This window comes from Faecalibacterium taiwanense, assembly GCF_036632915.2.
Classification (GTDB): domain Bacteria; phylum Bacillota; class Clostridia; order Oscillospirales; family Ruminococcaceae; genus Faecalibacterium; species Faecalibacterium taiwanense.
Window position 1 is genome coordinate 2,051,195 of sequence record NZ_CP155552.1, and the last position, 23,964, is coordinate 2,075,158.

Sequence of the window (23,964 nt, forward strand, 5' to 3'; positions counted from 1 at the left end):
AGATAGATAATAGTTTAACAAACATTTGCCGCTGATGCACGGAAATGTGTGTATTTTGACCGAAAGCCGCAGCCTTACCGTGTTTTCCGGCAGAACATTCCGCAAATGCGGTCATACATTCCCCATATGAACTTCTGGTTCCGCTGATCCCGCTCAAAAATTGCTTCCACACCAGCATAGCCGCTCGCCTTATACTTCCTGAAAATATTCTGCTTTCAGAGGATTATTCGACACTTCTTTTTCAAAGAATTCTTTGAAGCCTTCCTCCAATACATCCAGAAAATCCGGAGTCACCCCCCCACATATTCATGGATATCAGATAATTTTTCTGTGACCCAGCAGGTCACTTGTTCCTTGAAATGTGACCTACTGGGTCACATTTTGGCCTCAGAAGCCATCTCTGCTAAAGGGGAAAAAAGAAAATTCTGACTTCTATGTTGGCTGCTCTTTTCGTTCTTCTTGATTCGTTTTTTCATAGGCCAGATGTTCCTTATTGGAATCCACCATATATCCGGCACCTGTGAAGATGCCCGCAAGGAAAGCATGATAGAAGTCTTCCCGATAGTCATGGTAGCTTATGGTGCGCCGGAGCAGAGCATTCATTTCCTTGGTAATGCCTTCGCTGTCACCATTCCAGACTGCATCAAACAAAGCATTTCGATTCCACTTCTTCGTACTGTCATCGAACCATTGATGATTTGTTGATCCCAGTTATATTTCTCGCAGATAAAGTCAGCTGCCTGATTCTTCATTTTCATAACCATTTCAGGATGGTCACAAGCCTCTTGCAGTTTTTCTCGCAAGTCCTCTACATCTGACTTTTTGAAAATCAATGCCTTATCTTCCACAACCTCTGCGCATTCCGGAATATCGGAAACCAGACAGCAATTGCCGTAGCTCATTGCCTCCAGTAGACTTAATGGCATTCCTTCCAGATCAGACGGCAGCGTGTAAATGTAAGCATTGCTGTATAGTTCATCCAACATTGCTCCCTGCACAAACCCGGTAAATAGAATCCGATCGTCACCCTTCGCCAGTTCTTTCAATTCCTCCATAAAGGAATCCGTATCGCTGGAGCCACCTGCAATGACCAGTTTTTTCTGTCTTAACATTCTTGAATGCCTCAACCAGATATCGAATCCCCTTCTCCGGCACCAGACGCCCGAGGAACAATATGTAGGAATCTTTTTCCAGTCCAAAATGATCTGTGATCAGCTTTGCTTCCCGAATCTGCGGCCTATTCACGCCATTAGGGATAAAGTGTGTTTCTCTTCCATAAGTTTCCTTAAAATAGTCCTGCACTCCTTTGCTCAGAACAATGACCTCGTCCGCATATTTCGCAGCATTTTTTTCACCCTGCCGGATAAATTTTGATCCAACGCCAAATTTCCATTTTTCGCGGGCCCAGTCCAAACCGTGAATAGTGCAGATTACACGCTTGCCAAAAAGTTTTGGTATCCAACAGAAAAAGGCAGGACCTTCTGCATGGATATGCACCACATCGTATTTTCCAAATGCACTATAAAGTGCCGCAAATGCGGAGGAGCTGACTGCAGCAAGTCCGCGTCGTTCAATGGTCGGAACAAACTTCTGACGGATTCCCTCGTACTCCGTTTTACCAGCATCGTCATATTCTGCACCACTCACATGATGGCCTGCTCTGTTGTAGCAGGTCACGTCACAACCATTCTGTACCATTCGGGTGCAGAGCTCTTTGACAACGATTTCTACTCCGCCTTCTCTCGATAATCGCTTCTGTCCGAACATCGCAATCGCAAGTTTCTTACTCATAAATCTTTCCCACAATCCCACTCAATTTCTTCATCAATATCTCGGTCAACACAAAGAGCGGATAGGCTCGTGCACCTGTCCGCTGGCTGTCACCCCACCCTCATGGTCGAGATTTCTTCCTGTGCGGCATTTCTGCCGCTCAGAAAGATCATTCGTTCATTCTTCGGGTAAGAAAATATGAACTTCGGGTCGCGGAGCCTTTCGTTCTCTGCCGTACCCTTGTCCCTATTATGACAGCCGCGTATTATATCTCTAGCCCCGCGCCGTTCAATGGTCGGAACAGACTTCTGACGGATTCCCTCGTACTCCGTTTTACCAGCATCGTCATATTCCGCACCGCTCACATGATGGCCTGCTCTGTTGTAGCATGTCACCTGACAGCCCTGCTGCGCCATCCGTGTGCACAGCTCTTTTACCACGATCTCCACGCCGCCCTCTCTCGACCACCTTTTGTGGCCAAAAACAGCAAGCCTCAATTTCTCTTTCATTTTCCCTTTCCTGTCGCTTTCCCCATTTAGGGATCTCATCCCCATACCGTGCCAAACTCCGGCCCGGTTTCCTTTACATCAGAAAAAGCCCGGACGCATTTACGCCCAGGTTTTTGACTGATTTACGCCGCAATTCATTGACATTTTATTTCCAGAATCATCAATATCAATTTCGTAAATGTATTTATTGACACTAAAAATATTTTACCATTTTTTCCTCTGGGGTACAATACTTTGCAGCTGTATCATTGCCTGCATCATGGCTAAGATTTCCGTACTTTATTCCGTCTTTTTGTTGCAACCTATTCATTTTAGAAAGGAACTCGTTCCATTGCTTTTTTGTAGCAAAAAAACACCCTTCTTCTCACGGAAACCCGCAAAAGGAAGGGTGTTGAACTCGTTATCCTGTTGTCGTACCAATCACAGCATGTTCGTATCAGCAAAGCCAATACTAGTTGTCCTTCAGCACGGCATCTCAAGCACTTTTGAGCGTAGAGCTGTGATTAGCAGTTCTCAGCGAAGTACTTAATGGTACGGACCATCTGAGAGGTGTAGGAGTTCTCGTTGTCGTACCAAGACACGACCTGAACCTGATAGGTGTCGTCGTCGATCTTAGCGACCATGGTCTGGGTAGCATCGAACAGAGAGCCGTAACGCATGCCGATGACATCGGAAGAAACGATCTGATCCTCGTTGTAGCCGAAGGACTCAGAAGTAGCAGCCTTCATAGCAGCATTGATGGACTCCTTGGTGACGTCCTTGCCCTTGACGACAGCAACCAGAATGGTGGTAGAACCGGTGGGAACAGGCACACGCTGAGCAGAACCGATCAGCTTGCCGTTCAGCTCGGGGATGACCAGGCCGATAGCCTTAGCAGCGCCGGTGGTGTTGGGAACGATGTTCTGTGCGCCAGCACGAGCACGGCGCAGATCGCCCTTGCGCTGAGGACCATCCAGGATCATCTGGTCGCCGGTGTAAGCATGAACAGTGGTCATGATGCCGGAGACGATGGGGTAGGTCTTGTTCAGGGTGTTAGCCATGGGAGCCAGGCAGTTGGTGGTGCAGGAAGCAGCAGAAATGACCTGATCCTCAGCGGTCAGGGTCTTCTCGTTGACGGAGAAGACAATGGTCTTCAGATCGTTGCCTGCGGGAGCAGAGATAACGACCTTCTTTGCGCCAGCCTGAATGTGAGCCATGCTCTTCTCCTTGCTGGTGTAGAAGCCGGTGCACTCCAGAACGACATCAACGTTCAGTTCGCCCCAGGGAGCGTCCTTTGCGTCCTTAACAGCGTAGATCTTGATCTCCTTGCCGTCAACAATGATGGAGTCCTCGGTAGCCTCGACGGTGTGCTTGCCCTCGCCGATCTTGCCGCAGAAAGAACCCTGAGCAGTATCGTACTTCAGCAGGTGAGCCAGCATCTTGGGGCTGGTCAGGTCGTTGATTGCGACGACCTCGTAACCCTCAGCATCAAACATCTGACGGAAAGCCAGACGACCAATACGACCGAAACCATTGATAGCAACTCTAACAGCCATGTTAATAGTACCTCCTAATTATTTTACCCATAATCGGATAAATCACGGTATCTTTATTTTAGACCAAAACGCAGAAAGTTTCAAGTGTCTGCCAAAAAATTAACAAGACATTCACTGCATTTTTTGCTTTTGTACGATTTTAATTCCTTTCATTCCCTGCTTTTCGGCAATTGCGCCAACAGAGTGCCAACATTTTTGTCAGCTCTCCCCGTTCAAGCAGGCTGCAACGCACGCTCCGCCAATGCCGCCCACGCAGCAAAGGCCCAGTCCGGCAAAGATCTCCGGCCAGACAGCCGGTGCGGCCCAGCTCAGGCCGCTCATCAAAACCAGTACATAGGGCAGCTGCCAGCACAGGCAAAGTGCAAATGCGGCAAGCCCGGCTGCGCACAGTGTTTTGCCATTGCCCGGCTGCGGGACATGCAGTGCCCGGGCCAGCGCTGCCAAAAACACCAGTGCCGCAAGCGCCTGCCACACCGCCGCTGTAGGGATCACGCGGTGCCAGCTGGAGCTGTTCTCCATAAAGCGCAGCAGCACGTTCCAGTAGAACAGCAGACTGCCCGCCACGGCCAGATACAGCCCACCAAAGGGCTTTTTCCACTCGTTGGGGCTGAGCCAGCAGCGGCCCATGGTGCTGAGCCACGCGGAGCACAGGCATTCCAGAATGCACCGCACAAAGCCGCCCAGACCGGAAGCTGCGCCCAGCGCGATCTGTGCACCCGCTGCGGCCAGAAAACATACTGCACCGACAAAAGCCAGAATACCGGCCAGCGGCCTGCGGCTACGCACCGCTTCCGAGTGGGAAGGCTGTGTACGGCCCACAAGCACTGCAGCCAGCACCACGATACCCAGTGCCAGATAGCGCCACCACACCGAGCCGACCACGCACAGACCGGTGACGGCATCGGTGCCAAAGGCAAGGTCTGCCGCGCGCAGCACGCCCAGCAGAATGCTCAGGATAAAAACGAACAAAACAGAAGGATTCATCAGCGTTCCTCGATCGGCTTATATTTCTGGCGCACGCCCAGATACTTGTAAGCGGGACGAATGATACGGTTGGCGAATACCACCTCTTCCACGCGGTGTGCACACCAGCCGGGCACACGGGCAATGGCGAACAGCGGGGTGTAGATATCCTCAGAGATGCCCAGCATGTTGTAGATCAGGCCGCTGAACAGGTCCACGTTGGCGCACACCGGCTTGGTGCTGCCCTTTTCCTCGGCAAAGATGCCGGGGGCCAGCCGTTCGATGCTGCACAGCATATTATACTCTTCCTCAAAGCCTTTGTCGTAGGCCAGATGGCGGGCGCGCTGCTTCAGGACCACCTCACGAGGGTCGCTGATGGTGTACACCGCGTGGCCCATGCCGTAGATCAGGCCGGAGCCATCGCCCGCCTGCTTGCGCAGGATGCGGCGCAGATACTCGCGCACCTCATCGTCGTCCTCGGGGTTTTCCACATGCTTGAGGATATCCTTCAGCTGACGGTTCACCATCAGGTTGGCACCGCCGTGCTTGGGGCCCTTCAGTGCACCGATGGCCGCCGCGATTGCGGAGTAGGTATCGGTGCCGGAGGAGGACAACACACGGGTGGTAAAGGTGGAGCAGTTGCCGCCGCCGTGGTCGGCGTGCACCAGCAGGCACATATCCAGCAGCTTTGCTTCCTCGTGGGTGAACTTCTGGTCCGGACGGTAGGTGCTGAGGATGTGCTCTGCCGTGCTCTGGCCGGGCTTGGGCAGGTGGAAGAACATGCTCTGCTTATCGTAGTAGCGGCGCTTCATCTGGTAAGCGTTCACCATCATGGTGGGCATGCTGGCGATCAGATTGATGCTCTGGCTCAGGATGTTCTCCAGACTCAGATCCTCGGCGTGCTCATCATAAGAGTAAAGGCCCAGCACGCAGCGCTGCAGCTTATTCATGATATTGGGCGAGGGGGCGTTCATGGTGTCCATGAAGCCTTCCGGCAGGGCGCGGTGCTCTGCCAGGATCTCACAGAAATCGTCCAGCTGCTCCTGGTTGGGCAGACTGCCGAACAGCAGCAGCCAGATCACCTCTTCAAACACAAAGCGGTCATTGCGGTAGGCCTCGTCCACGATCTCGTTGATGTTCACACCGCGGTAGATCAGCTTGCCAGGAGTGGGGATCACATGGCCTTCCTGATCCTTTTTATAGCCCACAACGTCGCAGACGTTGGTCAGGCCGGCCAACACACCGGTGCCATCCGGGTTGCGCAGGCCGCGCTTGACCCCCAGACGTTCGCTCGTCTCCGGATCGATGTAGTTGTTGGCAACATATTCCTCACACAAAGTCCGCATCGTGTTCGGGTCCAGCGTTGCCACCTCCGAATGTGCAAAATTCATAAGGGGAATTCTCCTTTCATCCTATTTATATACTTTCCCGCCCACCCTCAATGATGGGTATAATTCTATATTATCGCTTTTGACGAGTAAATTCAAGCATTAACTGCACCGTTCAGCGCTCAAAAAGTCGGTTTGGTGCTTTTTTGCGCTTGCACCACAAAAGGCTTTTTCCCTGTTTCGCATCTTTTTTCAGGGTATATCCGGTATTCTGATTAAAAAAACACCGCTGTCGGAGGGTTTGGGACTATGAAAAAGTTTTTTCTGCCAATCTTTGCGGTCCTGCTGGTGCTGGGCAGCATTCTGCCGCTGGCTGCCTACCGGGTCACACGCGCCGTGCTCAGCGGGGCAGAGCCCGCATCTTCTGCCGTGTCTTCGCCTGCAGCATCTGCGCAGCCGCCAAGTGCCGTGCCTTCTGCGGATGCCGAGACCTTTCTGGTGGAGGATCAGGCCACCGGACAGGTGCTGGAGCTTTCCCGTCAGGAATACGTTCTGGGTGCTGTCGCCGCCGAGATGCCGGTGAGCTGGCCGGACGAAGCGCTCAAGGCACAGGCCGTTGCCGCCCACAGCTATGCGCTCTACTGCCGGGACCACACCACCCTGCAAAGCGGCGCTTGGCTCACTGCCGACCCAGCCCGGCGGCAGGGCTGCCTGACCGAGCCGGTGCTGCGCAGCTACTGGGGCACCGCCTACGAGCAGAATTATGCCCGCCTCTCCGCCCTTGTGGACGAGGTCTTGGATGAGATACTTTATTATGAGAATGCTCCTGCCTGCGCCAGCTACTTTGCCATTTCCAATGGGCAGACCGAGGCCAGTGAAAATGTATGGGGTTCCGCCCTGCCCTACCTCATTTCAGTGGACAGCAGCACCGACCGTTCCGCTGACAACTACGAATACACCATCACCTTTTCCGCAGAGCAGGTGCAGCAGGCCCTTGCAGGCCTTGGCATTTCTGCCGACCTCGCCGCGCCGGAGGGCTGGTTCGGCCCGGCAGCGCTGACCAGCGCCGGATACACAAAAACCGTCACGGTCTGCGGGCAGACCGTGACCGGCACGACCCTGCGCCGGGCGCTGGGCCTGCGCAGCACATGCTTTACGGTACAGTACCAGAGCGGGAATTTCAGCTTTACCACCCGGGGTTACGGCCACGGCGTGGGCCTGAGCCAGTGGGGCACAAAGGCCATGGCGGAGCAGGGCAAAAGCTATGCCGATATTCTGGCACACTACTACCCCGGCACACAGCTGCAAGGATGAAAAAGCGGCCCGCACCGCAAAGGCACAGACCGCATTTCTATTCACTCTTTTTCTTATACCCGCACCATATCCGGGGTGATTTCGGCCAGAGAATGCGCACCGCACATCTGCATGGTGTCGGCCAGCTCACCGGCCAGCTTATCAATGTAGCACTTCACGCCTTCCTCGCCGCCGCCATACACAGCCGTGACGAACGGGCGGCAGATCAGCACGCCGTCTGCACCCAGTGCCAGTGCTTTGAACACATCCACACCGGTGCGGATGCCGCCGTCCACCAGGATCTTCACGCCGGTGCCCTTGAGGGCTGCTGCGATCTCCGGCAGCACCTCGGCAGTGGCCGGGCACTGATCCAGCACGCGGCCGCCATGGTTGGACACCACGATAGCAGCCGCGCCGGCTTCCTTTGCCTTCAGTGCGCCCTTAACGGTCATAACGCCCTTGACGATGAAGGGGCGCTCGGCCAGCTTGACGATCTCGGCAAGCTCTGCCACGCTCTTGCTGCCTGCGGGCGGAGTCATGTTCTTCAGGAAGGGCAGACCGGCTGCATCCACATCCATGGCCACGGCAAAGCAGCCGCTGGCCTTGGCCTCGGCCATTTTTTCCTTAATGGTATCAATGTTCCAGGGCTTGATGGTGGGCACGCCGCAGCCGTTTGCTGCGCCAATGGCCTTGGTGGCCATCTCCATAACGGTGGGGTTGGTGCCGTCGCCGGTAAAGGCTGCGATGCCGTTCTCTGCGCAGGCGCGCACCAGCACATCATTATAGGTCATATCGGTATAGGCTTCGGAGTAGTGCAGGTTCACAGCACCCACCGGGCCTGCAAAGAACGGGTACTTGAAGCTCTTGCCAAACAGCTCAATATGGGTGTCCGGGGTGCCGCCCTCGCACAGGGTGTCCATGTTCACGCGGATCTCGGCCCACTTATTATAATTGCGGATGGCCGTATCGCCCACACCCTTGGCACCGGGGCCGGGGATCTGGTTTTTGCAGGCCACGCCGTTGCACACCGGGCAGGCCTTGCAGTATTTTCCGATGCACTCGCGCGCATTAGCCAGCACTTCAGGATAAGTCATAATAAAATATCCTCCTTTTATTCCTTTTCTGCAGGGCAAACTCTCTCCGCAGCACTCTTTACCCCCATCATAGCCCGGTTTTCAGCCGTCGTCAAGGGTTTTGCACGGTTTTCAGTGCAAAGTTCGGAGGCCAGAAACGCAGGCACGTGCTTTTTGAAAAAATACAATTTTTTTCAAAAAAATCCTTGACAAAAGTGCTTCTTTCAGGTATTATAGTGGAGCGCTGAGGGCCACGGCCCAAAACGCAAAACCGAATATGGAAAGATGGCTGAGTTGGTCTAAGGCGCACGACTGGAAATCGTGTAACGTGTCAAAAGCGTTCTGGGGTTCGAATCCCCATCTTTCCGCCAGAAATCCGAAACCTTACAGTTTCGGATTTTTTGTTTTTCCAGCGCTCCTCTGTTCCGCCTTGACTTTTGTCCGCTGTTCCGCTATGCTGAATAAAACATCTGAGGGAGGATTTTTTATGGCATCTTCCAAACGAAAAAAGCACGGCGCGGGCTATGTGATCCTGATCGCAGTGCTCATCCTTGTACTGCTTGCAGTCGTGGCCGCTGTAACCGGGTACAGTCTGGTAGCCCGCCGGGTGAAAGCGCTGCAGGCAGGCGCGGCCTTTACCTTTGATTATGAGATCACATCCACAGCCGATTCCCCTGCCCTTTACACCATCCTGCAAAAGACAGGCTCCACCAAGGGCACCGTCAACGGCCTGTATGCGCCGGACGCACTGCAGCTGAACATCTCGGCCCCGGATGCCGTTATCCCGGCAGGCCCGCTCACCCGGGTGTATATCAGCAGCAGCGAGACCTTATACGATGTCGGGCAGCTGTACAAAAATATCCGCTCTTCCATCACCGGCAGCTACCCGCTGGCGAGCCTTCTGCTGCCGGACTGGAGCCTTGGCAGTTATATCTCGCAGGCCCAGCTGGCAAGCCTGCTGGGTGTGGACACCACAGCCACCAGCCTGCAGGACATGACCGAGTTTGAGCTGCCGCAGAAAAAGCTGCAGCGCGTACAGCCGGAAAACGCAAAGGACGGCTACCTTTATTTTCAGCTGGATACCGGTGATGCCCGCGCCAATGCACCGGTACTTGTTATCGGGCTGGAAAAGAGCAGGTTCTTTGCGGATGCCATCCCGGTGCACATCCTGCTCACCATCCCGGAACACGGGGTCAGCATCCAGCTCACTGGCACCGTGAGTGCCCAGACCGTGGTGCTCACTGCGCCCACATCCCGCATGAAGGACGAAGACATCCAGACGCTGGTGCAGATCCGCGATACCATCCAGAGCGTGCTGCAGTTCGTGCAGACCGCTGCCAACAGCGTACAGAACGCGGGCTGATCTTTCCGCAAACATCAAAAGCCAGAAACGGCAGCAGTCGTTTCTGGCTTTTGTTCTGTCATTTTACCGGTCGAGGATGCGGCCATCGGTGGAGAAGGTGACTACATTCCACGGGATGAACTTGCCGCTGTTCTTCAGAGCAGTGATGGCAGCGTGCTCCAGCCCGCCGCAGCAGGGCACCTCCATGCGCAGCACCGTCACGCTCTTGATATCATTGCTGCGGATGATCTCGGTCAGCTTTTCGCTGTAATCCACAGCATCCAGCTTCGGGCAGCCGATGATGGTCACATGGCCCCTCATGAACTCCTCGTGGATATTGGCGTAGGCATAGGCGGTGCAGTCGGCGGCGATCAGCAGCTTGGCACCGTCAAAGTAGGGCGCGTTCACCGGCACCAGCTTGATCTGGCAAGGCCACTGTGCCAGCTGGGACTGCATGGGCACTGCGGCTGCGGCAGGTGCGGTCTGCTCACGGTGGAACTGTTTCATCATGCTGCCCGGGCAGCCATGGAACGCCGGTGCGGCGGGCTGTGCCTGCTGCTGGGCGGCAGCGGCCTTTTTCTGCTTGTTTTCCAGCACAGCCTGCTCGTCATAAGCGGCGGCTTCGCGCTCGGTAAAGGTGATGGCACCGGTGGGGCATCCGGGCAGGCAGTCGCCAAAGCCGTCGCAGTAGTCGTCCCGCATCAGCTTGGCCTTGCCGTTCACAAGGCCGATGGCACCCTCGTGGCAGGCGGTGACGCAGGCACCGCAGCCGTTGCATTTTTCTTCGTCTATATGAATGATTTTGCGGATCATGGAAAAATCCTCCTTGCTTTGATGTTCTGAGTATACTATAATCAGACCGTGCTTTCGGTTGTTATAACCACAGAAAGAGGATTTTTATGAAAAAGATCGCGTCGCCCCTGTTTCAGGATCTTTCAGAAGCCGAGCTGGATACCCTTGCCGCTGCCGGGCACCTGCGCACCCGGCAGTTTGCAAAGCACGAGGTCATCTTCCGCGCCGGAAGCTGCGTGCGGGAGATCGGCATTGTGCTGCGTGGTTCCGTGCACATTGAAAATCTGGATCTCTGGGGCACCAAAAGCATCCTGAGCAGCGTAGGTGCCGGGCAGGCCTTTGCCGAGACCTACGCCTTTTGCGGCGAGGCCTTGATGGTGGATGCTGTTGCGGCCGAACATTGCGAAATACTGTTCCTGCACACTGCCGCCCTTACCGATGCGCGGATCGAGCCAGCGCTGCAGGACAAGCTGCTGCGCCGCCTGCTGGCGGTGTCCATGCGCAAGAACCTCAGCCTTTCGCAGCGCATCTTCTGCACAACGCCCAAGACTGTGCGCGGACGGCTACTGACCTATTTTTCCGCACAGGCAGCACGCTGCGGCAGGATGGCGTTCGAGGTGCCCTTCAACCGCCAGCAGATGGCCGACTACCTCAATCTGGACCGCAGCGCCCTCTCCAAAGAGCTGTGCAAAATGCGGGACGAAGGTTTGCTGGAATTTGATAAAAACCGCTTTGTTTTAAAGCAGCTTCCAGAATAACCAAAAGCGCCCGCCGGGCAGGGCTGGACCTCCGGCGGGCGCTTTCATTTTAACAGGTCAACAGAACGAGATCAGACCGTCTCCTTCTTCTTGCGGGGTGCGCACTTGCGCTTGGGCTTCTCCGCAGCGGGCTTTTCCTCTGCAGGTGCTTCTGCCTTTGCAGGCTCTGCTTTTTCGGCAGCCTTGGCGGCGGTCTTACGGGCAGGCTTTGCGGGCTTTTCTGCCGGTGCTGCGGTCTCTGCCTTCCCCTCTTCTGCAGCTTCTGCCTTGGCGGCAGCCGCCTTTTTGGTGGTGCGGGGCTTGCGGGCCGCAGTCTTCTTGGCCGGTGCCTTTTCTGCAGCGGGTGCAGCTTCAGCGGCAGCCTCCACAGCAGGCGCCTCGGCCTTCTTTGCGGCACGCTTTGCGCGCTCCTTCACCTCGGCAATGGTCCACAGCTGGTCGTCTGCACCGGGCACCTCCTGCCAGATCTGCAGCACAGTGCCAACCGCAGCGCCCATGCCGACCGTATCCACGCACTTGCCGCCTGCCCAGGAAGAGCGCAGGCGCACAGTTCCTTCCGGGGTGGGCTGGACCGTCCACATCTGGGAGGTGCCGCCCACATCCTCCCACAGATGCAGCCATGTGCCGTTGGCAGTACCGGTCATGGTCAGGTCCAGCAGCTTGCCGGATGCGCGGTTGCGGATGCGGTAAACGCCGTCACCCACGCGGATAAAGCTCCACTCCTGCTCAGGCTTATGCTCGTACTTGCCCAGACGGACGGTACCGGCTTCCTTGGTGCCCTCCACGGCCTGAATGACGTTGCCGGTGTGCGCGGCAATGGTGTAAAAGTGATCGGCTTCGATCACGGTCTGTGCAACAGTTTTCATGGTTTGTTCCTCCTATGGATCGCAGCCGCCCGGCTCTGCCTGCGGCTGCCGCTTATATTTTGTATGCAGCCTGTACAGATGCACAGGCTCTTTTGTTTCCCTTATGGTAAATGATACCACATATCGTGATTTTCTACAAGCAATTCGACCAGCCTTTAGCAAAACAGACAAAAACAGTCAAGCTTTCCGTCCGTTTTTCTCCCGCTCCATGGGCATTTCAGGCACCATTCTGTACCGGTTCGGCTCTCGACTTTTTGCCGCAGCTGCGTTATACTATGGAACGTGCATCCCGTGCACACATTCAAATTATCCGCCGCTCTGCTGCTGGGCGGCTTTTCTTGACCTATTCCTTATGATAAAAGGAGGTTCTTTCATGTCAGCAGACGAACTCAACATTCAGCAATACAAAAAAATGACCGAGACACCCATTCCAAAGCTGATCCTCGGTCTTGCCGTCCCTACCATTTTAAGTATGCTCATCACCAGCATCTACAACTTGGCCGATACCTTTTTTGTGGGCCAGATCTCCACCAGCGCTTCCGGTGCGGTGGGCATTGTTTCCAGCCTGATGGCCATTATTCAGGCGCTTGGCTTTACACTGGGCCACGGCTCCGGCACCATCATCAGCCGCAGCCTTGGCAGCCGGAACACTGAGGCCGCCACCCGTTTTGCTTCCACCAGCTTTTTTACTGCTCTGGCCGTTGGCGTGGTGCTGGCCGTTGTGGGCCTTGCCACTCTGCCCAGCTTCATGATGCTGCTGGGCAGCACCGAGACCATTCTGCCCCACGCCTGCGCTTATGCACGGCCCATCCTCATTGCAGCCCCGCTTATGATCTCCAGCCTTGTGATGAACAACATCCTGCGCTATGAGGGCAAGGCGAACTTTGCCATGATCGGCCTTGTGACCGGCGGCGTGCTGAACATTGTGCTGGACCCCATCTTTATGTTCGGCTTGGGCCTTGGCACCGCCGGTGCAGGCATTGCTACGGCTCTCAGCCAAAGCATCAGCTTCTGTATCCTGCTGTCCATGTTCCTGCGGGGCAAAACCGTCAGTCAGTTCCGTATTGCTGCCGTCACCCGTGAAGCGCGGGAGTTCGGCATGATCCTGGTGGGCGGCGCGCCCAGCTTTGGCCGTCAGGGCCTGCAGAGCATCGGCGGCATGCTGCTGAACATTGCCGCCCGCAGCTACGGCGATGCCGCTGTGGCCGGCATGAGCATCGTTTCCCGCATTTTCATGTTCATCATCTCGGTAGCCATTGGCGTTGGGCAGGGCCTGCAGCCGGTGGCCGCGTTCAACTACGGTGCGCGCAAATTCCGCCGGGTGCAAAAAGCTGCAGTTTTTACCATGGGTGCAGCCTTTTGTATGCTGGTGGTGCTGGTGAGCCTGTGCTGGGTCAACAGCGATGCCCTCATCCGCCTGTTCCGCGACGACCCGGAAGTTACCGCCGTGGCGCTGCCCGCCTTCCACTATCAGTGCCTTGCCATTCTGCTGCAGCCGGTCATTGTGGTGGCAAACATGACCTTCCAGAGCGTGGGCAAAGCCGGGCGCGCCACCTTTCTGGCCTGTTGCCGTCAGGGCGTGTTCTTCATTCCGCTCATCCTCATTCTGCCCCGCACTTTCGGCCTTGTAGGCGTAGAGATCTGCCAGCCCATTGCGGATGCGCTCACCTTTATTGTTTCCCTGCCGTTCCTGCTGGCCTTCCTCAAGCAGCTGGACCGGATGGACGATGCTGAAAAAGCCAAAGCACAGTCCTGAACGTCTGTCATAAAATTGTAATCAACAGCCGTGTTTTCCTGCAATGGAATGCGCGGCTGTTTCGTATTATAATTGAACTGGAAAACCTTTCCGGCTTTCTTTTAAACTTTGTTCCTTTCCATACTGTAAGGAGTGATCTTTATGAAGCGTAACGTTTGCCGCATAGGCAGCGCTGCTGTATGCGCTGCCCTGTGCCTTACCCTTGGCTGCAGCTGCAGCGTGCTGCCGCCCGCTTCCGGCAAGCCTGCGGCTCCTGCTTCCTCAGTGCCCACCGATGCACACGGGGATCCGCTTTACGACAGCTCCCGGCTGGACGACGGCCGGCTGCGGATTCTTTACGGTTACGACAGTTCCGGCAACAGCTGCACGGTGCTCTGCGGCAGCAAGGTGCTGTACCAGTCCTTCCGCAGCGAGAACGTGAACCTTCTGCAGGACACCGTGACCGGTGAGACCAACTACTGGTTCCGCACCTGGGCCGACCCGGACGCTTATTGCGGACGGCGCAGCGGCCTGTTTGACAAAGACGGCAATGAAGTCATGACCTTTGAGGGGGAGCAGAACGCCTCCATGCAGAACGGTCTGCTGGTGCTGCAGGAAGCCCACGCCGTGAACGGCAGCTACGAAAACGGCTACGACGATTACGGCACCTGTCAGGTGATCGACCTTTCCACCGGCGAACGTCTGCCCGTGCCGGATGGCGCATACCGCTGCATCGTGTGCGGGGACAGGCTGGTGTTCACCTGCTATGCCCGCCCAGCAGACCTTGCCGAGGACGCATGGGACGATGAACCCGCCCTGCACAGCTGGGTCATTATACAGACGAAGGACGGTACACAGACTTACGGCGCAGATGCCACTACTGCCCTGAGCCTTTCCTATGCACCGGACGTTCTGACCGACTGGGTGGAGCTGGACACCTGCCACGCCAGCGGCGAGCCAACGGACGAAACGCTCTATAACCCCGCCACCGGCGAAGGCTTCACCGGCTTCCGACAGGTATGCGGCAGCGGCACCGCCTGCTTCGAGACCAGCGATGGCCGCTACGAGCTGCGGGATCTCGCCACCGTGGACCGCACCCTCATTGGCACCTTCGACGACCAGCCCAGCAGCTATTTCCCGGGCTATGTGGTCACATGGCGCACGAGCGGCGACTTCGGCTATGATCTGCACGACCTTGTTACCGGTGAGGTGACACCGCTGTACGCTTCCAGCGTCATGAGCGACACCATCGCCCTTTACTATGAGGACGGACGGTTGAAGGTGTTCAACACCGAAACCGGCGATTTGATCACCGATACCACCGTGGAGCCAGTGGAGGGCCAGCAAAGCGTGATGATGGATAACAAGGGTGACGGCTACGTCTGGCTGGAGCTGCGGGATAACGATAACTTTGAGACCACCGCCACCCGCGTGTACGGCCCCGAGGGCCTTGTCTCCGACCTGACCCATCTGCAGGACAAGTATTATGCCCTGAACTATCTCATCACCACACCGGAGGGCAGGCCGCTGTACTGTGGCAACGCCAATGCGCCCAGCAGCAACGGCTCAATGTGTGACGTGCTGGATGAAAACGGCAACATTGTGTTCTATGGCCTTGGCAGCTGCTACAGCTACTACGACAACAGCCTGAACCAGCTGCCAGAACACGTGTTCGTTGCAAAACGCGGTTTTTACTACGGCTGGATGGATACGAACGGCAAATGGCTTTACTGCCAAAGCATCTTCTCTTCCATCAACGCCGACGATGAAATGGGCTACTGACCCAATAGGAGGAACGCCTTATGAAAAATGCTAAAATTTCCCGCCGCAGCTTTCTGCTTGGCCTTGCCGCCTGCTCTGCCGCAGGCATTCTCACTGCCTGCAAGGGGGATGACACCCCCGCCAGCAGCGCTTCCACCTCGCCGGAAGCACCCGCTTCTTCCGTGAGCGAGCTTGAACCCATCGGGCTGTTTACCGTGGAAGATTTTCCCAAGCTGGATGGCAGCACTGCCTGCATCCCGCTGATGGCCCAGATGATGGCCGATACCACCGGCATCGATCTGGAAGTAGCCCAGAGCGGCATTTCGGTCAGCACCACGGCCTATGCGTGGGAAAACTTCGGCCTGTACCCGGATGAGGAGTACACTGCCAGGATGCTGGTGGTCTACGAAGCGCCGGACTACGTAAAGGAAGAGCTGAAAGAAGCAAACGCCCAGCTGGAACAGAAACCCATTGGCCGGGACGCACTGGTGTTCATCGTGAACGAGAACAATCCGGTCAAGAGCCTGACCCGGCAGCAGCTGAAGGATATCTATGCCGGTAAGATCACCAACTGGAAAGAAGTGGGCGGCGAGGATCTTGCCATCGTGCCCTTCCAGCGGGGCGAAGACTCCGGCAGCCAGACCCTGTTCCGCAAGCTGCTCATTCAGGGCGGCGAACTGATGGACCCGCCCACCGAGCTGGCTCCCGCTGCCATGGGTGAGCTGGTGGATAGCATCGCCGCCTACAACAACAGCGCCAATGCCATCGGCTTCTCGGTCTACTACTACATCGACCAGATGTACTCCCAGCCCGGCCTGCGTCTGCTGGCCGTGGACGGCGTGACCCCTTCCAACGACACCATCGCCAGCGAAAGCTACCCGCTGTGCAACGAGTTCTATGCCGTTCTCCATGCGGACGCTGCCGCCGACAGCCCGGAACGCCAGCTTTACGACTGGCTGGATACCGCCGCCGGACAGGACTGCATCAAAAAATCCGGCTATGTAGCGGTGGCACCCGCCACTGCAGCGAACAGTGCCGTCTGATCTTCTAGCAATTGACAGCTTTCTGCATTTCTGTTACAATATTACACATGAATGTTGAAACTTTTTTGCAAAGGAAGGCTCAATATGGACAATTCCTCCTCCCATGTGGAAAGCCGCTGGCGCACCCAGCTGCGCAACCGCATCATTCAGGCGTCCAGTCTGCTGGAAATTTTGCTCTCCGGCCTTGTGCTCATCGGCCTGCTGCTCAGCGCTGTGCCGCTCATCAAGTGGATGCCCGGCCTGCTGTTTGACGGCAACGAAGTGGAGATCCGCATTTTTCTGGAGCGGAGCCTTGACATCGTGATCGGCATCGAGTTCATCAAAATGCTGGCCAAGCACAGCCCCGGCAGCAGTCTGGAAGTGCTGCTCTACGCCATTGCCCGTCATCTGGTAGTGGGCCATGACTCGGCAGTAGAAAACCTGCTCAGCGTGGGAGCCATCGCCCTGATTTTTATTGTGCGCAAGTTCTTCTTTGTGCCGGCCTTTGGTGCCCACCTGCCGGATGGCCACCCGGCACCGGATCTTTCACCTCGCCAGAGCGGCATCCCCGCCGATGCGTTTCTCTCCCGCCTGAAGGAGCGCGCCAAGGCCGAGGCGGCCGAGGCCATTCCTTCCGAAGAAGAGACTTTTGACGAGTACGATTTTGAGCAGGCCGCCCCGGAACCAAAATAACATAAACAAAAATGCCCCGCAGCACTGCCGGAAAACCAGCAGGCTGCGGGGCATTTTATAATGCTTTTATTTTTTATTGTGCTTTCCGAAGCGGTACTCTTTGCCCTCACGGATGCGCTGGATATTGGCGCGGTGCATATAGATCACCATGCCGGACATAAAGCCGGAGCCAATGGCGCACACCAGCATATCACCGGCGGCATAGCCCTGCAGGGAACCGTAAATGATGGTCAGCACCGGGTAGAGTGCTGCCATGGCCACGCTGCCCAGCGACACCATGCCGGTGGGGATCAGGCACACCAGAAAGATAATGGCCAGAAACGGCAGCAGCACCGGCTGGATGGCCAGAATGGCACCAGCTGCCACCAGCACGCCCTTGCCGCCTTTGAACCCGAAGTACAGCGGGTACAGATGGCCCAGCACTGCAAAGATGGCGGCCAGATAGACACCCAGATACGGCGAAACGCCGGCATCGGCGGGCAGCATGTGGAACAGCCACCGGCCGATGCACACGGCCAGCACGCCCTTGAGCACATCGCCTGTCGCGGTCATGGCGGCAGCCTTCTTGCCAAAGGTGCGCAGCATGTTGGTCATGCCGGCCGCACCGCTGCCATGATTGCGCACGTCGTCATGATATACGAATTTGCTGACGAGGATGCCGGTATCCACACTGCCCAGCAGGTACGCCTGCAGGATGGTGGCTGCGGCAATCAGGATCGCTTTCATCATAGAAACGGATGCCTCCTTTGCGGGCGCTTACACGTCCTTTGCGCCCACTTCGCCGGAGCCGCGCTCGCGGATCACCAGACGGATGGGAGTGTGTTCCAGACCAAAGTTCTCGCGGATCTGGTTGATCAGATACCGCTGGTAGCTGAAATGGAACAGCTGCTTCGAATTCACAAAGGCCACGAACGTGGGCGGGCGGGTGGATGCCTGAGTCAGATAGAAGATCTTCAGGCGGCGGCCCTTGTCGCTGGGCGGCTGCATCCGGGCTGTGGCGCGGGCCAGCATCTCGTTCAGCACGCCGGTGGGCACGCGGGCACCGTTCTGGCTGTCCACATCGCGGATCAGCTGCATGAGCTTGTTCACGTTGTAGCCGGTCTGAGCCGAGATGAAGATGATAGGAGCATAGCCCATAAAGCTGAAGCACTCGGCATAATCGCGGCGCTGCAGCTCCATGGTGTTGGTCTCCTTGCCTTCCACCGCGTCCCACTTGTTGACGACGATGATGCACGCCTTGCCCTGATCGTGGGCATAACCGGCCACCTTGCTGTCCTGCTCGGTAAAACCGACGGTGGCATCCACAAGGATCAGCGCCACACGGCTGCGCTCCACAGCGGCCAGTGCGCGCACTACCATATAACGCTCCAGACCGTCGGTGATGTTGCTGCGCTTGCGCAGACCGGCGGTATCGGTAAAGATGAACTTGCCATAAGCGTTGTCCACCGGGGTGTCAATGGCATCACGGGTGGTGCCCGCCTCGTTTGCCACGATCATGCGGTTCTCGCCCAGAATGCGGTTGGTCAGGCTGGACTTGCCCACATTCGGGCGGCCGATGATGGCAACCGGGATGCGGTCCTCTTCCACCACCGTCTCGCTGAAGTCCAGATGGGCGCACACAGCGTCCAGCAGGTCGCCGGTGCCGTGGCCGTGCACGGACGAAATGGGCATCACCTCGTCAAAGCCGAGGTTGTAGAACTCGTACATCTCCATGGGGGCATCGCCCACCTTGTCGCACTTGTTCACGGCCAGAATGATGGGCTTGTGGCTGCGGCGCAGCATGTGGGCCACATCCTCGTCCGCGGCGGTCAGGCCGTCGCGCACGTCCACCACCATGATGATGCAGTCTGCAGTGTCAATGGCGATCTGGGCCTGCTCCCGCATGTGGGCCAGAATGCCCTCGGTAGCCTTGGGCTCAATACCGCCGGTGTCCACCAGCAGGAAGTCATGGCCGTTCCACTCGCAGTTGGCAAAAATGCGGTCACGGGTAATGCCCGGCGTGTCCTCCACAATGGCAAGGCGCTGACCGCACAGCTTGTTGAACAGGGTGGATTTGCCCACGTTGGGGCGGCCCACCACTGCTACGATCGGTTTGCTCATAGGGGTTCCTCCTTTCTTACAACCCTCTCAGGCACGGCTTACGCCGCGCCAGCTCCCCCGAAAGGGGGAGCTTTTATCACTTCTGCCGAAAGATGCATAAAACCTCGCCCTTCGGGAGAGGTGGCATCGCGCAGCGATGACGGAGAGGGTTTTCTTTTATGCTCTTCTTCTCCTTGCAATGTGCAGGCCGCTACGCAGCAGGGCGCGGGCTTCGTCGCCGCCAGAGGTCGGCAACACCTCCACCTTCACGCCAAGGCGCTGGGCCAGCTGGTCGGTGGTGATGTCGTCCAGAAAGGTGTCTTTTTCCTCCCGCAGCATCACGGCGGGCACGCCCAGCGTGCCGCTGGTCAGCTTGCCCTCGCACTGAGCAATGATATCGGTCGCCGTTACAAGCCCGGCCACACCCACATTGCCGCCGAAGAATTTGTTCTTGATGGTGTGCACCGTCACCTCGATCATGGGGTACTGGCGGTGCAACTCAGCCATCATCTGGTGGATGAGCGGCGAAGCCATTTCGCCCGTGACCACGTCCATCTTTTTGGTGCCGTAGATGCGGTGGGGCTTTTCCAGCTCCGCCAGAAATTCCGAGGCATACAGGCGCATCATGCCCACGCCGTTTTCCAGCTGGTCGAAGTCCTCGTAGAACTCTTCCGGCGGGATGGGCCTGCCTGCCTTGAGGTACCATTCATCACTGGGATAAATGATGCGCTTGCCGTGGCGGCGCTTGCACTCATCGCCGAATTCTTCCATGATGTCGATGACTTCGGCGCTGGTCTTTGCATCATACGGTGTCTGCTTGAACAGCTTCTCGCGGTAGTCCGTCACACCGCAGGGCACCGCAGCGATGCTCTGCACCATAGGGGTCAGCTCCAAAAGGTCGGAGAGGGTACGGCGCAGCTCGTCGCCGTCGTTGATGCCGCGGCACAGCACCAGCTGACAGTTGACGGCGATGCCGCCCTCCACCAGACGGGGCAGATACTTGAGCACCTCGCCGCCGCGCTTGTTGGCCAGCATCCGCACACGGAGCTGCGGGTTCGTGGTGTGCACTGAAATGTTGATGGGCGAAATGTGCATCTTGATGATGCGGTCGATCTCGTGGTCCTGCATGTTCGTCATGGTGATATAGTTGCCGAACAAAAAGGAAAGCCGCTCGTCATCGTCCTTGAAGTAAAGACTCTCGCGCATACCGGGGGGCAGCTGGTCGATGAAGCAGAACATGCAGTGGTTGGAGCAGGAGTGCTTCTGATCGCCCAGATAGGTCTGGAAATCGCATCCAAAGGGACCGCGCTCCGTGCGCTGCACATCCCACTCGCGGATGCCGTCTGCCACCCTTGCTTTCAGGTGGAAGCTTTTGCTGTCAGTGTAGAAATCGTAGTCCAGACTGTCGTTCAGCTCGTTTTCGTCCACGCTCAAAAGCTCGTCACCCGGGCCAAGGCCCAGCACTTCCGCTTCGCTGCCGGGTTCCACCCGTGCGATCTTCATTGCCACCGCATCCACCTCCTTTCAGACAGAACAAGAAGGGGAAGGCATGCGCCCTCCCCTTCTGTACATAACACCATTATGCCACCAATTACGCGCAAATTAGGCCTTCTTGATGACTTCCTCGCCCTTGTAGTAACCGCAGTTGCCACATGCCTGGTGGGGGAGCTTCAGAGAGCCGCAGTTGCTGCACTTGACCAGTGCGGGGGCCTCCAGCTTCCAAACATTGCTGCGACGCTTGTCGCGGCGGGCCTTGGAAAGATGTCTCTTAGGTACTGCCATATTTTTGCACCTCCTTGATGGGTTTATCAGTTCAGCAGTGATTTAAGGATTGCGAGCCTTGTGTCTACGGGAGCTTCGGCATGCTCTGCCGGCTGGCAGGTGCATTCCGCCTTCTTTTTGCCGCACACGGGGCAAAGCCCGGCACAGTCGGCACTGCAAAGCAGCACCGTGGGGATCTGGAACATAAACTCCTGATTGAGCCATTCATCTACATCCAGATGTCCTTTTTCGTCCAGCGGAAGGTCAAAATCCGGGTCATCCAGATCCCGTTCCTTTACCGTCCACTCCGTATCGACCGTCTCCTCCCGAATGACCGGGTCCAGACAGCGGGCGCACTCTCCGTGCACCGATGCGTTTGCCCGCAGTGTCATCCGGACCTCGTCGCCGTCCGTCTCCGCTTCAAAAACAGCGGTGACCGGCTGCGGGATCCTTGCCCCGGCATAATCATGTGCAGATAAATCACACTGAAACTCTGCATGATAGGGTTGTCTGCCGGTGGCGATAAACTTTCTCAGGTCAAATTGCATAGTACACCTCTAAAAGGCTGCTTTGTTAGTATAGCGCCAACGCAGCCCTTTGTCAACACCAAAACAGGCAGAAAACCGAAAAAATTTAAATTTCCCGGTTCTCTGCCTGTTCAAAGTGGTTCAGATCCCGATTTTCCGGAATTACAGGTACTTCTTCACATCGTGGGGCAGTGCAGCCTCGTCAGCGCTGACGGTAACAGTCACCTTCACGCTGTCGCCTGCAATGGCTGCCATCTCGTCCAGCACAACGCCCAGACGGTTGATGTCATGATCCAGCACCTTCAGGATGCCGTCAATGTACAGGTCGGTGATATCGTAGTTGCTTGCCATCAGGCCGGCAACAAAGCCGTACAGCATTTCGCCGCCGGAGATCTTGTACTCGTCCAGGTCGATCAGACGTGCAGCAGGAGCGATGTCGTAGGTGAGCTTCATGCCCTTTTCAACGACGACCACGTTGCCCTTGGAGGTCTTGACCGCATCATTGATCTGGTCGATCATAGCCTTGGTCTTGCCGGAGCCCTTGGTACCAACAATCAGTTTAATCATAGTTCAGTCCTCCTGTATTTTCCACGCCTTGCGGCGGGAGATCATTTTTATTTACTTCAGCTTTGCTTCCAGCTCGGCGGTCAGGCCTTCGTAGCCCGGCTTGCCCAGCAGAGCAAACATATTCTTTTTATAGCTCTCAACGCCCGGCTGATTGAAGGGATTGACGCTGAGCAGATAACCGCTGCAGGCACATGCACGCCAGAAGAAGTAGATCAGGTAGCCCACATTGTAAGCGGTCAGGTCGTCCACCTCGATCAGCACTTCGGGCACGCCGCCGTCGGTGTGTGCCAAAATGGTACCCTCCATGGCCTTGCGGTTGACAACGCTCATGTTCTGGTTTGCCAGGAAGTTCAGGCCGTCAAAGTTGCCTTCCAGCGGGTCGATGAACAGATCCTGTGCAGGCTTCTTCACGTCCACGATGGTCTCGAACATGGTGCGGGAGCCTTCCTGAATGAACTGACCCATGGAGTGCAGATCGGTGGAGAAGATGCAGCTTGCGGGGAACAGGCCCTTGTTGTCCTTGCCCTCGCTCTCGCCGAACAGCTGCTTGTACCACTCGTTCATCAGGGCGAAGTCCGGCTCGTAGCACTCCAGAATTTCAACGCTCTTGCCCTTGCGGTACAGGATGTTGCGGATGGCAGCATACTTGTAAGCGTCGTTGTCCTTGCTCAGAACGGAGAAGCGCTCCATGGAATCGGCAGCGCCCTTCATCAGGTCGTCGATGCTGATACCGGCAGCAGCAATGGGCAGCAGGCCCACAGCGCTCAGCACGGAGTAGCGGCCGCCCACGTCGTCGGGGACCACGAAGGTGGGCCAGCCCTGTGCGTCGGCCAGCTGCTTCAGGGTGCCCTTGGCACGGTCGGTGGTGGCGTAGATGCGCTTGTTGGCTTCTTCCACGCCCATCTCCTTTTCCAGCAGCTCACGCAGCACGCGGAATGCCAGAGAAGTCTCGGTGGTAGTGCCGGACTTGGAAATGACGTTGATGGAGAAGCGCTTGCCCTTGCACAGGCTGATGATGTTATTCAGGTAGGTGGGGCTGATGCTGTTGCCGCAGAAGTAGATCTTGGGGCCATTTTCCAGCTCATTGTGGAACTGGCCCTTGACGGCCTCGATGACAGCGCGTGCGCCCAGATAGCTGCCGCCAATGCCGGCCACCACCAGCACATCGGAATCCTCGCGGATCTTTGCGGCGGCTTCCTTGATGCGGGCGAACTCTTCCTTATCATAATCACGGGGCAGATACATCCAGCCGAGGAAATCATTGCCCGGGCCGGACTTTGCTTCCAGCTGGTTATGGGCAGCTTCCACCTGCGGATAGATGGCTGCATATTCCTCTTCGCTGATAAAGCTGGAGAGGTGTTTTGTGTTCAGTGCGACGCTCATTTTATTATAACCTCCAAACGATTTGCCGGGCCTTTGCCCTGCGAGGAAATATCTTGGTATAAGTGTACCGTTCCCTCCGGGCAAAGTCAAGGTCAAAATCCTTGGATTTCATACAATTTTAATAGTGTTTTTTTGTTTCTTCATCCAGAATTGTTCACACAGACAGTTCCACGCAGCTTACCGCAGCGCGCTTTTGTACGCTGAAGC

23 protein-coding genes and 1 tRNA gene are annotated in these 23,964 nt (G+C 56.5%); 8 read left to right on the forward strand and 16 right to left on the reverse strand.

What is annotated here, in order from left to right; all coding sequences use genetic code 11:
• Positions 1–599: 599 nt before the first annotated feature.
• The 6 genes from PXT33_RS10145 to PXT33_RS10170 form a co-directional block, all read right to left on the reverse strand.
• Positions 600–1,112 (reverse strand): glycosyltransferase family 4 protein, encoded by a 513-nt coding sequence (locus PXT33_RS10145; RefSeq protein ID WP_347070311.1) that lies wholly within the window; start codon positions 1,110–1,112, stop codon positions 600–602.
• Positions 1,024–1,791 (reverse strand): glycosyltransferase family 4 protein, encoded by a 768-nt coding sequence (locus PXT33_RS10150; RefSeq protein WP_347070312.1) that lies wholly within the window; start codon positions 1,789–1,791, stop codon positions 1,024–1,026. Before PXT33_RS10150 ends, PXT33_RS10145 begins: the two co-directional genes overlap by 89 nt.
• Before the next feature lie 89 nt (positions 1,792–1,880).
• Positions 1,881–2,279, reverse strand: coding sequence for a hypothetical protein (locus tag PXT33_RS10155; RefSeq protein ID WP_345786155.1), 399 nt, complete (start codon positions 2,277–2,279; stop codon positions 1,881–1,883).
• Positions 2,280–2,782: 503 nt separating this feature from the next.
• Positions 2,783–3,814, reverse strand: coding sequence for a type I glyceraldehyde-3-phosphate dehydrogenase (gene gap, locus PXT33_RS10160; protein WP_005945602.1), 1,032 nt, complete (start codon positions 3,812–3,814; stop codon positions 2,783–2,785).
• A 198-nt stretch (positions 3,815–4,012) separates the two neighbouring features.
• Positions 4,013–4,798: a hypothetical protein gene (locus PXT33_RS10165; RefSeq protein ID WP_332376467.1), complete on the reverse strand. Its 786-nt coding sequence runs from the start codon at positions 4,796–4,798 to the stop codon at positions 4,013–4,015.
• The gene (locus PXT33_RS10170; protein ID WP_097781654.1) at positions 4,798–6,168 is read right to left on the reverse strand and encodes a citrate synthase; all 1,371 of its coding nucleotides are present in this window, start codon (positions 6,166–6,168) and stop codon (positions 4,798–4,800) included. The genes PXT33_RS10165 and PXT33_RS10170 overlap by 1 nt, the downstream gene beginning before the upstream one ends.
• A gap of 246 nt (positions 6,169–6,414) precedes the next feature.
• Here PXT33_RS10170 and spoIID point away from each other — a divergent pair, with 246 nt between their 5' ends.
• Positions 6,415–7,419, forward strand: a complete 1,005-nt coding sequence (gene spoIID / locus PXT33_RS10175; protein ID WP_332376469.1) for a stage II sporulation protein D — start codon at positions 6,415–6,417, stop codon at positions 7,417–7,419.
• Positions 7,420–7,472: 53 nt separating this feature from the next.
• Here spoIID and PXT33_RS10180 read toward each other — a convergent pair whose 3' ends face one another.
• On the reverse strand, positions 7,473–8,492 hold the full coding sequence (locus PXT33_RS10180; RefSeq protein WP_005945594.1) for an alpha-hydroxy-acid oxidizing protein: 1,020 nt from the start codon (positions 8,490–8,492) through the stop codon (positions 7,473–7,475).
• Positions 8,493–8,750: 258 nt separating this feature from the next.
• Here PXT33_RS10180 and PXT33_RS10185 point away from each other — a divergent pair.
• Both PXT33_RS10185 and PXT33_RS10190 read left to right on the forward strand, forming a co-directional pair.
• A tRNA-Ser gene (locus tag PXT33_RS10185) sits at positions 8,751–8,842 on the forward strand.
• A gap of 116 nt (positions 8,843–8,958) precedes the next feature.
• On the forward strand, positions 8,959–9,834 hold the full coding sequence (locus tag PXT33_RS10190) for a hypothetical protein (RefSeq protein ID WP_332376470.1): 876 nt from the start codon (positions 8,959–8,961) through the stop codon (positions 9,832–9,834).
• A 63-nt stretch (positions 9,835–9,897) separates the two neighbouring features.
• Here PXT33_RS10190 and PXT33_RS10195 read toward each other — a convergent pair whose 3' ends face one another.
• The gene (locus PXT33_RS10195) at positions 9,898–10,626 is read right to left on the reverse strand and encodes an ATP-binding protein (protein WP_097775294.1); all 729 of its coding nucleotides are present in this window, start codon (positions 10,624–10,626) and stop codon (positions 9,898–9,900) included.
• A gap of 86 nt (positions 10,627–10,712) precedes the next feature.
• On the opposite strand from PXT33_RS10195, the gene PXT33_RS10200 reads away from it, so the two are divergent.
• Positions 10,713–11,363, forward strand: coding sequence for a Crp/Fnr family transcriptional regulator (locus tag PXT33_RS10200; RefSeq protein ID WP_332376471.1), 651 nt, complete (start codon positions 10,713–10,715; stop codon positions 11,361–11,363).
• 71 nt (positions 11,364–11,434) lie between these two features.
• Here the strand turns inward: PXT33_RS10200 and PXT33_RS10205 are convergent, their stop codons facing one another.
• The gene (locus PXT33_RS10205; protein ID WP_332376472.1) at positions 11,435–12,229 is read right to left on the reverse strand and encodes an RICIN domain-containing protein; all 795 of its coding nucleotides are present in this window, start codon (positions 12,227–12,229) and stop codon (positions 11,435–11,437) included.
• A 373-nt stretch (positions 12,230–12,602) separates the two neighbouring features.
• Between PXT33_RS10205 and PXT33_RS10210 the strand changes: the two genes are divergently transcribed.
• From PXT33_RS10210 to PXT33_RS10225, 4 genes are all read left to right on the forward strand, one after another.
• Positions 12,603–13,985 carry an MATE family efflux transporter gene (locus tag PXT33_RS10210; protein WP_332376473.1) on the forward strand — a complete coding sequence of 461 codons (1,383 nt, stop codon included), beginning with the start codon at positions 12,603–12,605 and terminating at the stop codon, positions 13,983–13,985.
• A gap of 141 nt (positions 13,986–14,126) precedes the next feature.
• The gene (locus PXT33_RS10215) at positions 14,127–15,746 is read left to right on the forward strand and encodes a DUF5046 domain-containing protein (RefSeq protein WP_332376474.1); all 1,620 of its coding nucleotides are present in this window, start codon (positions 14,127–14,129) and stop codon (positions 15,744–15,746) included.
• A gap of 20 nt (positions 15,747–15,766) precedes the next feature.
• A complete protein-coding gene (locus PXT33_RS10220; protein WP_097775289.1) occupies positions 15,767–16,768 on the forward strand; it encodes a substrate-binding domain-containing protein in 1,002 nt (333 codons plus the stop codon).
• A gap of 84 nt (positions 16,769–16,852) precedes the next feature.
• Positions 16,853–17,440 (forward strand): transporter, encoded by a 588-nt coding sequence (locus tag PXT33_RS10225; RefSeq protein ID WP_332376475.1) that lies wholly within the window; start codon positions 16,853–16,855, stop codon positions 17,438–17,440.
• 66 nt (positions 17,441–17,506) lie between these two features.
• On the opposite strand, the gene plsY is transcribed toward PXT33_RS10225, so the two are convergent.
• The 7 genes from plsY to PXT33_RS10260 form a co-directional block, all read right to left on the reverse strand.
• Positions 17,507–18,169: a glycerol-3-phosphate 1-O-acyltransferase PlsY gene (gene plsY / locus PXT33_RS10230; protein ID WP_005944253.1), complete on the reverse strand. Its 663-nt coding sequence runs from the start codon at positions 18,167–18,169 to the stop codon at positions 17,507–17,509.
• Between the two features lie 27 nt (positions 18,170–18,196).
• The gene (gene der / locus PXT33_RS10235; protein WP_005944256.1) at positions 18,197–19,540 is read right to left on the reverse strand and encodes a ribosome biogenesis GTPase Der; all 1,344 of its coding nucleotides are present in this window, start codon (positions 19,538–19,540) and stop codon (positions 18,197–18,199) included.
• A gap of 156 nt (positions 19,541–19,696) precedes the next feature.
• A complete protein-coding gene (locus tag PXT33_RS10240) occupies positions 19,697–21,022 on the reverse strand; it encodes a DUF512 domain-containing protein (RefSeq protein ID WP_405002406.1) in 1,326 nt (441 codons plus the stop codon).
• 99 nt (positions 21,023–21,121) lie between these two features.
• Positions 21,122–21,301, reverse strand: coding sequence for a 50S ribosomal protein L32 (rpmF, locus tag PXT33_RS10245; RefSeq protein WP_005920250.1), 180 nt, complete (start codon positions 21,299–21,301; stop codon positions 21,122–21,124).
• Between the two features lie 26 nt (positions 21,302–21,327).
• Positions 21,328–21,828: a DUF177 domain-containing protein gene (locus tag PXT33_RS10250; RefSeq protein WP_097781644.1), complete on the reverse strand. Its 501-nt coding sequence runs from the start codon at positions 21,826–21,828 to the stop codon at positions 21,328–21,330.
• Between the two features lie 141 nt (positions 21,829–21,969).
• Positions 21,970–22,374, reverse strand: a complete 405-nt coding sequence (locus PXT33_RS10255; RefSeq protein ID WP_005944262.1) for a hypothetical protein — start codon at positions 22,372–22,374, stop codon at positions 21,970–21,972.
• A gap of 51 nt (positions 22,375–22,425) precedes the next feature.
• Entirely contained in the window at positions 22,426–23,757 is a 1,332-nt protein-coding gene (locus PXT33_RS10260; protein WP_097775285.1) for a glucose-6-phosphate isomerase, read from the reverse strand.
• Positions 23,758–23,964: the final 207 nt, after the last annotated feature.

Bases quoted from the DNA above. Each gene is read 5' to 3' on its own strand.
- PXT33_RS10255 (WP_005944262.1), bottom strand. From the start codon at position 22,374: ATGATTAAACTGATTGTTGGTACCAAGGGCTCCGGCAAGACCAAGGCT.
- spoIID (WP_332376469.1), top strand. From the start codon at position 6,415: ATGAAAAAGTTTTTTCTGCCAATCTTTGCGGTCCTGCTGGTGCTGGGC.
- gap (WP_005945602.1), bottom strand. From the start codon at position 3,814: ATGGCTGTTAGAGTTGCTATCAATGGTTTCGGTCGTATTGGTCGTCTG.
- PXT33_RS10190 (WP_332376470.1), top strand. From the start codon at position 8,959: ATGGCATCTTCCAAACGAAAAAAGCACGGCGCGGGCTATGTGATCCTG.
- PXT33_RS10150 (WP_347070312.1), bottom strand. From the start codon at position 1,791: ATGAGTAAGAAACTTGCGATTGCGATGTTCGGACAGAAGCGATTATCG.
- PXT33_RS10250 (WP_097781644.1), bottom strand. From the start codon at position 21,828: ATGCAATTTGACCTGAGAAAGTTTATCGCCACCGGCAGACAACCCTAT.
- PXT33_RS10210 (WP_332376473.1), top strand. From the start codon at position 12,603: ATGTCAGCAGACGAACTCAACATTCAGCAATACAAAAAAATGACCGAG.
- PXT33_RS10220 (WP_097775289.1), top strand. From the start codon at position 15,767: ATGAAAAATGCTAAAATTTCCCGCCGCAGCTTTCTGCTTGGCCTTGCC.
- der (WP_005944256.1), bottom strand. From the start codon at position 19,540: ATGAGCAAACCGATCGTAGCAGTGGTGGGCCGCCCCAACGTGGGCAAA.
- PXT33_RS10195 (WP_097775294.1), bottom strand. From the start codon at position 10,626: ATGATCCGCAAAATCATTCATATAGACGAAGAAAAATGCAACGGCTGC.
- rpmF (WP_005920250.1), bottom strand. From the start codon at position 21,301: ATGGCAGTACCTAAGAGACATCTTTCCAAGGCCCGCCGCGACAAGCGT.
- PXT33_RS10215 (WP_332376474.1), top strand. From the start codon at position 14,127: ATGAAGCGTAACGTTTGCCGCATAGGCAGCGCTGCTGTATGCGCTGCC.
- PXT33_RS10170 (WP_097781654.1), bottom strand. From the start codon at position 6,168: ATGAATTTTGCACATTCGGAGGTGGCAACGCTGGACCCGAACACGATG.
- PXT33_RS10165 (WP_332376467.1), bottom strand. From the start codon at position 4,798: ATGAATCCTTCTGTTTTGTTCGTTTTTATCCTGAGCATTCTGCTGGGC.
- PXT33_RS10225 (WP_332376475.1), top strand. From the start codon at position 16,853: ATGGACAATTCCTCCTCCCATGTGGAAAGCCGCTGGCGCACCCAGCTG.
- PXT33_RS10260 (WP_097775285.1), bottom strand. From the start codon at position 23,757: ATGAGCGTCGCACTGAACACAAAACACCTCTCCAGCTTTATCAGCGAA.
- PXT33_RS10200 (WP_332376471.1), top strand. From the start codon at position 10,713: ATGAAAAAGATCGCGTCGCCCCTGTTTCAGGATCTTTCAGAAGCCGAG.
- PXT33_RS10180 (WP_005945594.1), bottom strand. From the start codon at position 8,492: ATGACTTATCCTGAAGTGCTGGCTAATGCGCGCGAGTGCATCGGAAAA.
- PXT33_RS10240 (WP_405002406.1), bottom strand. From the start codon at position 21,022: ATGAAGATCGCACGGGTGGAACCCGGCAGCGAAGCGGAAGTGCTGGGC.
- PXT33_RS10205 (WP_332376472.1), bottom strand. From the start codon at position 12,229: ATGAAAACTGTTGCACAGACCGTGATCGAAGCCGATCACTTTTACACC.
- plsY (WP_005944253.1), bottom strand. From the start codon at position 18,169: ATGATGAAAGCGATCCTGATTGCCGCAGCCACCATCCTGCAGGCGTAC.
- PXT33_RS10145 (WP_347070311.1), bottom strand. From the start codon at position 1,112: ATGTTAAGACAGAAAAAACTGGTCATTGCAGGTGGCTCCAGCGATACG.
- PXT33_RS10155 (WP_345786155.1), bottom strand. From the start codon at position 2,279: ATGAAAGAGAAATTGAGGCTTGCTGTTTTTGGCCACAAAAGGTGGTCG.